The organism is Marinobacter sp. AN1 (assembly GCF_026013985.1).
GTDB classification, from domain to species: Bacteria; Pseudomonadota; Gammaproteobacteria; order Pseudomonadales; family Oleiphilaceae; genus Marinobacter; species Marinobacter segnicrescens.
Genome location: NZ_CP110342.1, coordinates 1265534 through 1278722 on the forward strand (window position 1 = coordinate 1265534; position 13189 = coordinate 1278722).

At 59.4% G+C, this 13189-nt stretch carries 11 protein-coding genes; 10 read left to right on the top strand and 1 reads right to left on the bottom strand.

The features are described from left to right. The first annotated feature begins 47 nt into the window (after positions 1–47). The 5 genes from LJ360_RS05715 (at position 48) to lpxC (ending at position 5384) form a co-directional block, all read left to right on the top strand. The gene (locus tag LJ360_RS05715) at positions 48–947 is read left to right on the top strand and encodes a D-alanine--D-alanine ligase (RefSeq protein ID WP_245742642.1); all 900 of its coding nucleotides are present in this window, start codon (positions 48–50) and stop codon (positions 945–947) included. Beyond that, positions 940–1779, top strand: coding sequence for a cell division protein FtsQ/DivIB (locus tag LJ360_RS05720; RefSeq protein ID WP_264995553.1), 840 nt, complete (start codon positions 940–942; stop codon positions 1777–1779). Before LJ360_RS05715 ends, LJ360_RS05720 begins: the two co-directional genes overlap by 8 nt. A 20-nt stretch (positions 1780–1799) precedes the next feature. Continuing rightward, on the top strand, positions 1800–3035 hold the full coding sequence (gene ftsA / locus LJ360_RS05725) for a cell division protein FtsA (RefSeq protein WP_091853471.1): 1236 nt from the start codon (positions 1800–1802) through the stop codon (positions 3033–3035). Positions 3036–3115: 80 nt separating this feature from the next. Further along, on the top strand, positions 3116–4273 hold the full coding sequence (gene ftsZ / locus LJ360_RS05730) for a cell division protein FtsZ (protein ID WP_091853369.1): 1158 nt from the start codon (positions 3116–3118) through the stop codon (positions 4271–4273). 193 nt (positions 4274–4466) lie between these two features. Beyond that, on the top strand, positions 4467–5384 hold the full coding sequence (gene lpxC / locus LJ360_RS05735) for a UDP-3-O-acyl-N-acetylglucosamine deacetylase (protein ID WP_091853367.1): 918 nt from the start codon (positions 4467–4469) through the stop codon (positions 5382–5384). Between the two features lie 11 nt (positions 5385–5395). Here lpxC and LJ360_RS05740 read toward each other — a convergent pair whose 3' ends face one another. Beyond that, positions 5396–5851, bottom strand: a complete 456-nt coding sequence (locus LJ360_RS05740; protein ID WP_264995554.1) for a DUF721 domain-containing protein — start codon at positions 5849–5851, stop codon at positions 5396–5398. Between the two features lie 362 nt (positions 5852–6213). Here LJ360_RS05740 and LJ360_RS05745 point away from each other — a divergent pair, with 362 nt between their 5' ends. From LJ360_RS05745 to moaC, 5 genes are all read left to right on the top strand, one after another. After that, positions 6214–7152 (top strand): M23 family metallopeptidase, encoded by a 939-nt coding sequence (locus LJ360_RS05745; protein ID WP_091853364.1) that lies wholly within the window; start codon positions 6214–6216, stop codon positions 7150–7152. A gap of 192 nt (positions 7153–7344) precedes the next feature. After that, entirely contained in the window at positions 7345–10089 is a 2745-nt protein-coding gene (secA, locus tag LJ360_RS05750) for a preprotein translocase subunit SecA (protein ID WP_264995556.1), read from the top strand. A 118-nt stretch (positions 10090–10207) separates the two neighbouring features. Then, complete coding sequence (gene argJ, locus LJ360_RS05755) at positions 10208–11428, top strand: bifunctional glutamate N-acetyltransferase/amino-acid acetyltransferase ArgJ (protein ID WP_091853360.1); 1221 nt, start codon at positions 10208–10210, stop codon at positions 11426–11428. Then, positions 11409–12404: a Nudix family hydrolase gene (locus LJ360_RS05760; protein ID WP_091853358.1), complete on the top strand. Its 996-nt coding sequence runs from the start codon at positions 11409–11411 to the stop codon at positions 12402–12404. Before argJ ends, LJ360_RS05760 begins: the two co-directional genes overlap by 20 nt. Next, positions 12404–12880 (top strand): cyclic pyranopterin monophosphate synthase MoaC, encoded by a 477-nt coding sequence (gene moaC / locus LJ360_RS05765; RefSeq protein ID WP_264995557.1) that lies wholly within the window; start codon positions 12404–12406, stop codon positions 12878–12880. Before LJ360_RS05760 ends, moaC begins: the two co-directional genes overlap by 1 nt. The last annotated feature ends 309 nt before the right edge of the window (positions 12881–13189 follow it).

Here is a 13189-nt window from a genome sequence, read left to right on the forward strand (position 1 = left end):
AGGTAGACCCGCAAACCCGGGAGGCGCTGGGCCGCGTGGCTGTGTTTATGGGAGGCGATTCCGCGGAGCGTGAAGTTTCCCTCAAAAGTGGCCAGGCGGTGACCCGCGCCCTCCAGGAAGCCGGCGTGGATGCCTTTGCCCGCGACGTCTCGGGCTGCCTGCTGGACACCGTAAAGACCCCGGATTACGACAGGGTTTTCATTGCCCTTCACGGCCGTGGCGGTGAGGACGGCACACTCCAGGCAATCCTTTCCCAGGCTGGCATTCCCTATACCGGTAGTGAAATGCTGGCGTCGGCGCTGGCCATGGACAAGTTGCGCACCAAATTCGTGTTTGCTGGCTGCGGCCTGCCAACACCGGCATTCAGGGCAATGAATCGCGAAGACGAGGCAGGGGCCATCGTTGCTGACCTCAGGTTTCCGCTCAGCGTTAAGCCCTCCCGCGAAGGTTCAAGCATCGGTGTTCGCAAGGTGCATACCCGGGATGAACTGATCGCCGCCTACCGCGACGCGGCGAGCCATGATCCCCTGGTGCTCGTCGAAGAATGGATTGAGGGGCCTGAATACACGGTGAGCATCCTGCAGGACAAGGCGCTGCCGGTGATCGGCCTGAGTACGGACCACGATTTCTATGACTATGACGCCAAGTACCTGGCGGACGATACCCGCTACCAGGTGCCCTGTGGCCTTGACGAATGGCAGGAGGCGCTGATCCAGAACCTGGCGGTGGAAGCCTTTCGGGTCATTGGCGGCCGTACCTGGGGGCGGGTGGACATCATGGAAGACCGGGAAGGTCGTTTTTGGTTGCTTGAGGTCAACACCGTACCCGGCATGACCGACCACAGCCTGGTACCCATGGCTGCCCAGGCCGCCGGCATCGGAATGTCAGAGCTGGTGGTGAGAATCCTGCAGGACACGCTACCAGCCGGGGAGGGCGCCGATGTTTGAGCAGATGCTGCTAAGAGGCCGGTTTGTGCCGTCCGAGCCGCCACGGCGGCGCGGGGCGACCTCGTCCGAGCCTGAGCAGAATCTGCTGGACGTGCTTGCACAGGTCCTGGGCAGCGTGCCATGGGGAAAGTTGGGGATCAGTGCTGTGATCCTTTTCGCCGCAGCGTTGTTGCCCTGGGGCACCAGTCAGTTACTGGGGGCAATGGATCGTCAGTTCATGCATGTGGAAGTACAGGGTGCGCTCAAGGGAGAGAGCCGCAACTCGCTGGAGCGTCATGCAGCCCGCTGGCTGGGTGAAAGCTTCTTTACCACTGACCTGGCTGATATCAAGCGTTCTGTGGAACAGCGCCCCTGGGTGGAAAGTGCGGCGGTCAGGCGGGCCTGGCCGGACGGCCTGGTGGTTGAAGTGCGTGAACACAAGCCGCTGGCCTACTGGAATGATACCCAGTTGATCAGCCGCACTGGTGAAGTGTTCTCACCGCCTAACCGGGAGGTGGCGGGGCAACTGCCGAGGTTGAGAGGGCCGGAAGGCCGGGCCCGGGAGGTCATCGATATGGGCCGCCATATGGCGAACACCCTGGACGTCCACGGAATCGGCTTTGCGGGTATCACCCTTGAAGAACGTGGTGCCTGGACGTTGACCCTGGCTAACGGTATCGAGGTGGCGCTGGGGCGGGACCAGGTTGAACAACGGTTCGAGCGCTTTCTCACGGTCTACGGCGAGCAGCTGGCGACCCGCGCGGACCAGGTGGAAAGGATTGATGCCCGCTATACCAACGGCGTGGCGGTGCGGTGGAAGCCCCTGGTCGGGGCCTCCGACAACAATTCATAGAATGGCTATTGGTGAACTGCATGTCATCGGTTGATACGGAAAACATGATTGTCGGACTGGATATTGGCACCTCCAAGGTCGTTGCCATTGTCGGCAAGCGGAAGCTGGACGGAACCATCGAAGTGGTCGGCATTGGCTCCCATGCCTCCCGCGGGCTCAAGCGGGGCGTGGTGGTCAATATCGAAACCACTGTGCAGGCCATACAGCGTGCCGTGGAAGAGGCCGAACTGATGGCCGGCTGCCGCATCCATTCCGTCTACGCCGGTATTGCAGGCAGTCACATCAAGAGCCTCAACTCCCACGGCATTGTGGCTATCCGTGACCGGGAAGTGACCCAGGCGGATATCGACCGGGTTATTGACGCCGCCCAGGCAGTGGCAATCCCCGCGGACCAGAAGATCCTGCATATCCTGCCCCAGGAGTTCGTAATCGATAACCAGGAAGGCATCAAGGAACCCCTGGGCATGTCCGGTGTTCGCCTGGAGGCCAAGGTGCACCTGGTGACCTGTGCCGTTAACGCCGCACAGAACATTGAGAAGTGCATCCGCCGCTGCGGCCTCGAAGTGGATGACATCATCCTTGAACAACTGGCCTCAGCGCACTCGGTTCTGACGGAAGACGAAAAGGAACTGGGCGTGTGCATGGTCGACATCGGCGGTGGTACTACCGATATCGCGGTCTTTACTGGCGGTGCGATCCGGCATACCTCGGTCATCCCCATCGCCGGTGACCAGGTGACCAACGACATCGCCATGGCGCTGCGCACGCCCACCCAGAATGCCGAAGACATCAAGACCAAGTATGCCTGCGCCCTGACCCAGCTGGCCGGGGCGGAAGAAACCATCAAGGTACCCAGCGTGGGTGACCGCGCGCCCCGAAATCTGTCTCGCCAGGCGCTGGCGGAAGTGGTGGAGCCTCGATACGAGGAGCTGTTCACCCTGGTGCAGTCGGAGCTGCGCCGCAGTGGATTCGAGGACCTGGTGCCGGCGGGCATCGTTGTCACCGGTGGCTCCTCCACCATGGAAGGGGTGGTGGAGCTGGCCGAGGAGATCTTCCACATGCCAGTACGGCTTGCATCGCCGCAGGCCGTCTCCGGCATGACGGAGGTGGTCAACAACCCGATATACGCTACTGGCGTCGGGTTGCTGATCCATGGCTTCCGCCAGATGGATCTGGGACAGGGGCCCGTTCTCAAGGGGGAAGATGCGCCCTCCTTGCTGGAGCGAATGAAAGCCTGGTTCACCGGGCATTTCTGAATAACGACGCATCACACGAAGGTATCTCGAGAAAATAATCAGCCGGGAACTGGCTGAATACAGCACGAAGGAGAAGGGGAATGTTTGAACTAGTCGATAATGTCCAGCAAAACGCTGTGATCAAGGTAATCGGTGTTGGCGGTGGCGGCGGTAATGCCGTGCGGCACATGCTCAACAGCGATGTGGAAGGGGTTGAATTCATCTGCGCCAACACGGACGCGCAGGCACTTCACAACCTGGATGCCAAGCAGGTGATCCAGCTCGGCGGTAACATTACCAAGGGTCTTGGTGCCGGAGCGAACCCGGAGATCGGACGCCAGGCCGCCATGGAAGACCGTGACCGTATCGCCGATGCCATCAAGGGCGCGGACATGGTCTTTATTACTGCAGGCATGGGCGGCGGTACCGGTACCGGCGCAGCGCCCATCGTTGCCGAGGTAGCCCGCGAAATGGGCATTCTGACCGTGGCGGTCGTGACCAAGCCGTTCCAGTTCGAAGGCGGCAAGCGCATGAGCGTCGCCGAATCCGGGCTCAAGGACCTGGAAGAAAGCGTTGACTCACTGATTACCATCCCGAACGAAAAGCTGCTGGCAGTGCTGGGCAAGAAAACAAGCCTGCTGGATGCGTTCGGTTCCGCTAACGATGTGCTGCTTGGTGCGGTTCAGGGTATCGCCGACCTGATCACCCGTAACGGCATGATCAACGTTGACTTCGCCGACGTGAAGACGGTCATGTCAGAGATGGGCATGGCCATGATGGGTACAGCCCGTGCCACTGGCGAGAATCGCGCCCGTGAGGCTGCGGAAGCGGCTATTCGCAGCCCGCTGCTCGAAGACATCAACCTGCAGGGCGCGAAGGGTATCCTGGTCAACATAACCGCGGGTATGGATCTCAACCTGGGCGAGTTCTCCGAAGTGGGTGATATCGTTCGCGAATTTGCCTCTGATTCCGCGACGGTTGTTGTCGGTACCGTGATCGATCCGGAAATGACCGATGAGCTGAAGGTGACCGTCGTTGCAACTGGCCTGGGTGGCGATCGCGAAAAGCCGACCAAAGTGGTGGACAATACCCGTACCCTGGACGGCACCACGGATTACAACCAGCTTGACCGCCCGGCGGTACTGCGTCGTCGCGCTGTATCTCAGGGCAATGTGGCAGTGGATCAGAGCCGTGATTCAGACGAGCAGGACGTGGACTATCTCGATATTCCCGCATTCCTGCGTCGCCAGGCTGACTGATAATCTGTTGCAAATGCGGTTGGCAGGGTGCGGGCTTCGGCCCGCCCTGTGACCTGATACACATGAACGACGAAAGACATGACGATTATGTCACGAGGCCATTGGTTAAATGGTATTCACTTTCGTTTTTTGGTATCATCCGCGCAGTTTTTTGCATGATGATATCGTTCTTTTGTGACGGATATATGTACCGATGATCAGACAACGGACGCTCAAAAACACCATTCGTGCCACTGGCGTCGGCCTTCACTCCGGTGAAAAGGTGTATCTCACCCTGAAGCCCGCACCGGTGGAAACGGGGATCGTTTTCCGTCGTACCGACCTTGACCCGGTGGTCGAGATCCGTGCCTGTGCGGAAAATGTGGGCGAAACCATGCTGTCGACAACACTGGTCAAGGATGGCGTCCGGGTTGCAACGATCGAGCACCTGCTCTCGGCCATGGCTGGCCTCGGTATCGACAACTGTTTCGTGGAACTTAGTGCCGCTGAAGTGCCCATCATGGACGGCAGCGCCGGTCCTTTCGTGTTCCTGCTGCAGTCAGCAGGTATCGCGGAGCAGGATGCACCCAAGCGCTTTATCCGTATCAAGCGCGAAGTCACCCTGGAAGAAGGCGACAAGAAAGCAACCTTCCTGCCTTTCGAGGGCTTCAAGGTCAGTTTCGGCATCGACTTCGATCACCCTGTATTCAAGGGTCGTGCCCAGACCGCTACGGTGGACTTTTCCAGCACCTCGTTTGTGAAGGAAGTCAGCCGGGCCCGTACTTTCGGTTTCATGCGTGACATCGAGAAGCTGCGTGCCATGAACCTGGCTCTGGGGGGCAGTGTCGACAATGCGATCGTGGTGGATGACTACAAGATCCTGAATGAGGATGGTCTGCGCTACGATGACGAGTTCGTCAAGCACAAGGTGCTGGATGCTATCGGCGACCTGTATCTGCTGGGGAACAGTCTGATCGGCGAATTCCGTGGAGTTAAATCCGGTCACGACCTGAACAACAAGCTGTTGCGCAAGCTGCGGGCTGAAGAGGATGCGTGGGAAGTGGTGACCTTTGATGATGAGGCCACGGCTCCTATCTCCTATATGAAGCCTGTACTGGCGGCACCGGCCTGAGGCAGGAAACCTTAGTCCGATTGGTCGCTGGCATGACTGGCGAGTTTTTCGAGAACCTCGCGTAAAGCTTTATCCTTCGTGTGCCCGGCTTCCTCTTCGAGGAGCCGGGCATTTTCTTTGCTGAGCGTCATGGGTTCGGGCGGCTTTTTAAGGGAGTAACGCCGGGGCTGTACCTTGACCTTCAGTTTCCAGACAAATTCGAATGCTTCCTCTTCCCGCAGCTTAGCCATGATCTCCCGCTGTTGATATCTCAGTTGGCTGGCCTGGGTGGCGTTATCGCACTGCAGAACCAGTTCGCCATCGTGGTAGCTGACAAAACGGACATTGGAAGCGAGCCGTTCGGGCATAGCCTTCAGGATGTGCTGCTCTGCCTGGTGGTGTAGAGCTGCGCGTGCCATCAGGTCCCGCAGGTGCCTGGGCTGGTCGCGGTTATCAGCAGACAGGGAAAGTGAGGGGCGGGTCTTCATGGGTTTACCGGATGCAATGGGCTTGTAACTCGACTAGATGGGTAGGAATTTTATACACTCGTCAACTTCCATCGCTAGCCGTCCCGGCATTTTCTATTCACCGCGCCTGGACTGCGCTGCCGATTGGCCAGTATCGCACTACAGCGGTGGAGAAGGACTCCGTAACCGTAACAGAATCGGTTGCGGTTTTAACAAAGCGTAACAGCCTGTGGGCAAAAAGGAAGAAGTCCGTCTCCTTTTAATGGTGCGCACCGGTTTATGATCGGGCCGTTGCCACTCCGGAGCATTGTATTCCTCCGTCCTCCACAGGATGTCGATCGCAGGGACAGGGATGTCTGTCACAGTCAATTTGGTCAGATATTATGAATATCATCCTTGTAGGTCGAAAACACGGTCGCTCCCGAGTCTTTACGCTTCATGCCCCCGGAATGGTCATTGCCGGGCTTTTCGCCCTGGCGCTGGTGGCCCTTTGTACGTGGGCTGGCTACCGTGCGGCAATGGCCCAGGTGGCTGATCGGCCCGTGGTCCCCCCATTCCTCCTCGAGCAATGGCACGGCACCCTTGACGACCAGCAGCAGGCCCTGGCCCGTCTTGAGCGCGATGCACGGGAGCAGGTGGATGCCATGACCCTTCGCCTTGGTGAGATGCAGGGGCGGTTGCTCAGGCTTGACGCCCTTGGACAGCGGTTTATAGAAAGTGGCGCTGTCGCCAGCGACGAGTTCAACTTTGATGAGGCGCCGGCGGTTGGTGGCCCGGAAGACGAAGCGGACGCTGCCGAGTCCTTCAGTACACCACAGCTTACTGCCATGATCGATGAACTGGACCGGAAAATCCGGGATCGTGAGCAGCAGTTGCGCCTGCTCGACACCCTGATTTCCAGTCGCCGTCTTGAAGACGAGCGGTTTGTGGCGGGCCGACCCATTACCTGGGGCTGGCTGTCGTCCCGGTTCGGTTATCGCTCTGATCCGTTTTCTGGAAAACGGACCTGGCATAACGGCGTAGACCTGGCTGGCAAGGAAGACAGTGAGATTATATCGGTGGCCGCCGGTGTGGTGACCTTCGCAGGCGACCGTCAGGGTTATGGCAACCTGGTGGAAATTGACCACGGTGAGGGGCTTGTCACCCGGTACGCCCACGCCAAGTCAGTGGAAGTAGAAGTAGGCCAGGTCGTCCAGAAGGGGCAGGTTATCGCCCGGATGGGGTCCACCGGGCGCTCTACGGGTCCCCATGTGCACTTCGAAGTGATTCAGGGTGGCAAGGCCAAGGATCCGGTGCGCTATATCCAGCGCGCTTCCCGCTGATCCTCAGGCGTTAACCGGCGCTTTCTGAAGGGCCCGGGGGTTCGCGGGGGCCCGCTCCCCTCCCTGTCTGTGTGACCCAGCCCCGGTTTCCGGGGCTTTAACATGGCCGGCAAAGCCGTACTGCCTTTTGTCCTCTTGCAAAATAAGGTTAGAATGCCGGCTTCCTCCGTTTAATCAAAGAAGCAGTGGTCTATGTTCACGAAGCTTGCAACGAAGATGTTCGGCAGTAAAAACGCTCGAGAGATCAAAAGGATGCGAAAAGTTGTTAATCGCATCAATGAGCTCGAAGAGTCGCTCATCGCGTTGACTGACGAACAGTTGCAGGCCAGGACCACCGAGTTCCGTGACCGCCTCGAGAAGGGCGAAACCCTGGATCAGCTGCTTCCCGACGCCTTTGCCACCGTCCGCGAGGCGAGCCGACGGGTAATGGGCATGCGTCATTTTGATGTGCAGCTCATTGGTGCCATGACCCTCCATGAAGGCCACATCGCTGAAATGAAGACTGGCGAGGGCAAGACCCTGGTGGCGACGGCAGCGGTGTACCTGAATGCCCTGGCTGGCCGTGGTGTGCACGTGGTTACCGTTAACGACTACCTGGCCCGTCGTGACTCCGAATGGATGGGCAAGCTCTACCGTTTTCTCGGCATGAGCGTGGGTGTCGTGGTCTCTGGTCAACCGGCGGAAGAGAAGCGGGCTGCCTATCAGGCGGATATTACCTACGGTACCAATAACGAGTTCGGCTTTGACTACCTGCGTGACAACATGGCGTTCAGTATGCAGGACAAGGTTCAGCGTCCGCTGAACTACGCCATTGTGGACGAGGTGGATTCCATCCTCATTGACGAGGCGCGCACGCCGCTCATCATTTCCGGTGCGGCGGAAGACAGCTCGAAGCTCTATCGGGAAATCAACACGCTGATTCCTTCCCTGGAAAAGGGCGAGGTGTCTGAGGAGGACGGTGAGCCCAGTGGCGACTTCACCATCGATGAAAAGTCCCGCCAGGTGGAACTCACCGAAGCCGGCCATGAAAAGGTGGAACAACTGCTGCTTAGCCGGGGCCTGCTGAAGGAGGGCGAGAACCTGTATTCAGCGGCCAACCTGGCGCTGCTGCACCATGTTCATTCCGGTCTCCGCGCCCATCACCTGTTCCACCGTGAGGTGGACTATCTGGTGCAGAACGGGCAGGTGGTCATAGTTGACGAGCACACCGGACGTACCATGCCCGGCCGCCGCTGGAGCGAAGGCTTGCACCAGGCTATCGAGGCGAAGGAAGGTGTCGAGATCAAGGCCGAGAGCCAGACCCTGGCTTCCACCACCTTCCAGAACTACTTCCGCATGTATGACAAGCTGGCCGGTATGACCGGTACGGCCGATACCGAAGCCTTCGAATTTCGTCAGATCTACGGTCTCGACGTGGTCGTTATTCCACCCAACAAGCCGATCCAGCGGATCGACTATAACGACCTGATTTACCTTACCCAGGAAGAGAAATTCCACGCGATTATCGACGAGATCAAGGATGTAACGGCTGAGAACCGTCCGGTACTGGTGGGGACGGCGTCGGTTGAAGCGTCAGAATTGCTGTCATCGCTGCTGAAAAAGGCACGGATCGACCACAAGATACTCAACGCCAAGCACCACGAAAGTGAAGCCCAGGTGATTGCCCAGGCTGGTCGTCCCGGAGCAGTCACCATCGCCACAAACATGGCGGGTCGTGGTACCGACATCATGCTGGGCGGCAACTGGGAAACGGAAGTCGCTGCCCTGGAGAACCCCACCCAGGAACAGGTTGATGCCATCAAGGCCGAGTGGGACGAGCGCCACCAACAGGTGCTTGCCTCTGGCGGGTTGCACATTATCGGTACCGAGCGCCATGAATCCCGACGTATCGACAACCAGTTGCGGGGTCGTGCCGGTCGTCAGGGGGATCCCGGGTCGTCCCGTTTCTTCCTCTCCCTGGAAGACAATCTCATGCGGATTTTCGCCCCGGACCGGGTGAAGAAGCTGATGCAGGCCATGGGCATGAAGAAGGGCGAGGCCATTGAGCACCGGATGGTGACCAATGCCATCGAAAAGTCCCAGCGCAAGGTTGAAGGCCGCAACTTTGATATGCGGAAGACGTTGCTGGAATACGATGATGTGGCCAACGACCAGCGTACCGTTATCTACGAACAGCGCAACGAAGTCATGGCGTCGGAGAATATCTCCGAGATCATCGACGGCATCCGTGCTGACGTCGTGGAAGAAACCGTCAGCGAGTTCATCCCGCCCCAGAGCATGCCGGAACAATGGGATGTTGCTGGCCTGGAATCGCAGCTGGCATCGGAAATGGCCATTGAACTGCCCATCCAGCAATGGTTGGACGAGGACAAGAAGCTTTACGAGGAAAAGCTCCGCGAGCGTATCCTTGAAGAGGTGGTTGCCGCCTACCGTGCGAAGGAAGAGGTTGTGGGCGCGGAGTCCATGCGCAAGTTCGAGAAGCAGGTATTCCTCCAGGTACTCGATACCCTGTGGAAGGAACACCTTTCGAACATGGACCACCTGCGTCGTGGTATTCATCTGCGTGGCTACGCCCAGAAGAACCCCAAACAGGAATACAAGCGTGAGGCGTTCAACCTGTTTGAATCCATGCTCGACACCATGAAGCGGGACATCACCCGGGTGCTGTGCCACGTCAAGGTCCAGACCCGCGAAGAGATGGAAGAGGTGGAGCGACAGCGCCGTGAGCAGCTGGAGAAGGAGCTGGCTGCGGCCCGCTTGCGCCATGACCAGACCAGTGCCGCGGAAGCGGAGCAGGGCGAGCAGGGGGATGGTGAGGGCCGGCAGGGTCAAACGCCTGAAACCTTCGTCCGCCAGGAGCGTAAGGTAGGGCGTAATGAGCTCTGTCCGTGCGGGTCTGGCAAGAAGTACAAGCAGTGCTGCGGCAAGGTCGCCTGAAGCCACCGTAGCGCAACAAGCGACAAGCCCGCACCTCCGTGAAGACGGGGCTGCGGGTTTTTTTATCCTGAATCTTGAGTTTCGGCGGTTCCCGCGGGTGCCGCCCAAGGAGGAGAATATGGCGGTTGGTCCTGCGACATTGCCTGAGCGTTTTTTTCCGGTGGCCGGGGTGCGTCTGGGAATTGCCAGCGCCGGCATCAAGAAACCCGGACGTAAGGATGTGGTCGTCATCGAGCTGTCGAAGGGCAGCCGAGTGGCCGGCATTTTTACCACCAATCAGTTCTGTGCCGCACCGGTTCATGTGGCTCGTCGCCACCTGGGGGAGGGGGATCCCCGTTACCTGTTGATCAATACCGGTAATGCCAACGCCGGAACCGGTGAGCGCGGCATGCGCGATGCGAATGCCTGTTGCGAGGCCCTGGCTCGCGAGGCAGACACCCGCGCCCACTCGGTGCTGCCTTTCTCCACCGGGGTTATTGGTGAGCCCCTGCCGGTGGAAAAGATTGTCAACGCGCTGCCTGCGGCGTTGGCGGACCTGTCTGAGGGGCACTGGGCAGAGGCGGCAGCTGGCATCATGACTACGGACACCCGCCCCAAGGGAGCCACACGCCAGATCGAGATTGATGGCAAGCACATCAACATATCGGGTATCAGTAAGGGGGCGGGGATGATTCGTCCCAATATGGCCACCATGCTGGGCTTTATTGCCACGGATGCGTCGGTCGCTCCGGGCGTATTGCAAAAGCTTGCCAGTGAGCTCGGAGAGGAATCCTTCAATCGCATTACCATTGATGGCGATACGTCCACCAATGACGCCTGCATGCTTATTGCCACCGGAGAGGCTGGCGCCGGTGTGGCGACGGTCGAAAGTGAACACTATCCATTGCTAAGGCAGGCATTGCGCGAGGTATACATGGAGCTGGCCCATGCCATCGTCAAGGATGGTGAGGGTGCCACCAAGTTTGTCACCATCGAGGTGGCCGGCGCTGCCGGTCAGAAAGAGGCACTGGATGTTGCCTATACCGTTGCTCACTCTCCCCTGGTGAAGACGGCCCTGTTTGCCTCTGACCCTAACTGGGGCCGTATTCTCGCGGCGGTTGGACGTGCGGGCGTCGAGGGGCTGGACCTTGAGGCCATTGAGATATTCCTGGGGGATGTGTGCCTGGTGAGGAACGGCGGCCGTGCTGACGATTACACCGAAGAGCGTGGACAGGCGGTGATGGACCAGCAGGAGATTACCATTCACATTGACCTGAAACGTGGCCGTATCAAAGAGCGGGTATGGACCTGTGACTTCTCCCATGACTACGTCACCATCAATGCCGAGTACCGTACCTGAAATGATCGCTCCAGGGCGCACGTTGATCCATGTGGCCGTCGGGGTAATCTGGCGTGGAGGGCGGGTGCTTATCGCCCGGCGCCCGGAGGGGGCCCACCAGGGCGGCCTGCTGGAATTCCCCGGGGGCAAGGTGGAGCCCGGCGAGACGGTTCAGCAGGCCCTTGTTCGGGAACTGCTGGAGGAAACGGCTGTGACGGTAAGTCCGGGTGACCTGCAACCACTGATTGGTATTCGCCATGACTACGGCGACAAGGAAGTGTTCCTCGATGTGTGGGAGGCCCGGGTTTCCTCGGGGGAGCCCCGGGGACTGGAAGGTCAGCCGGTGTTCTGGCTGTCGCCGGATGATTTGCTGGCCGGGGACTTTCCCGCAGCCAACCGGCCGATTATCGGGGCTATCCGGTTGCCTCGCCAGCTTGCCATCACCGGTGAGAGTACGTCACTCAAAGATGCCGTTGAACGCACGGTAGCAGGCCAGCTTCATTCCCGCTCTCCGTTGGTCGTTCTGCGATTACCCTCCTTGTCGCCTCAGGCATACACAGAGGCGGTCGCGCATTGTCTCCGGGATTTGCCGGAGGCGTCTCTGATGGTTCATGATCGACCGGAGTTGGTCGCGGACATGCCGGTGGCCGGCGTCCACCTGAGCTGGCGCCGGGCCGCTGAGCTGGCGGAGCGACCAGTCCCGGACGACCGCTGGCTTGGCGTTTCCTGCCATAGTGGAGCTGAACTGGCACATGCGGCAGCCATCGGTGCAGACTATGCCACCCTGGGGCCGGTGCTGCCGACTTCTTCTCATCCGGGCAACCCGGGTATTGGCTGGGACCGTTTTACTGAGCTGGCCGGTAACGCGGTGATTCCGGTCTACGCACTCGGCGGCACCGGGCCCGAGCACCTGGAACGGGCGTTACAGGCTGGCGGACAGGGCATTGCCGGCATTTCCTGGTGGTGGCCGGCACCCGACAACGAACTGGAGGCATGATGAGCAAACTGACCCACCTGGATGACCAGGGCGCGGCCCGTATGGTGGATGTGGGCGACAAGTCGGTCACGCAACGGGAGGCGATTGCGGAAGGTCGTATCCTGATGGACCGGAAAACCCTTGACATGATTCTGGACGGTGAACATCCCAAGGGGGATGTGCTGGCGGTGGCGAGGGTTGCGGGCATCATGGCAGCCAAGAAAACCCACGATCTGATTCCGTTGTGTCATGCCCTGAACCTGTCCTCGGTTAAGTTGGCGTTCACACCGCAGCAGGAGCCGTCGTCGGTTCATATCGAGGCGAGGTGCAGGCTGTCCGGTCAGACCGGGGTGGAGATGGAGGCCCTTACCGCCGTGAGTGTGGCGGCGTTGACGCTGTACGATATGTGCAAGGCGGTGGATAAGGGGATGGAGATTACCGGGGTGCGGTTGCTGGAGAAGAAGGGCGGCCGCAGTGGGCATTGGCAGGCTGGTTGATCGCGAACTTTCAAGGTGCTTCGGTCATTGGGGCAAACCGGGAATTCAGTGACTGGCGGCCACCGCGTAGCTGTTTTCGGGACACGCCGTGAATCCGTCCCTGGAGGCTCCTCAAAAAGGTCCCTCTTTTTGAGGGTCCCGAAAACAGCTACGCGGCACCCGCCTCGATCATCGGAGCAGGACATCTGAAAGAGCCTGGTCAACGTAAAGGACCAAGTGTCAGATCGCTCACATGAACGCCGTCGTGACGCGTAAGTCATCTTGAACTACGCCGGGTGGCCGCCATCTGCTAGAATGCCCCGCTTACTG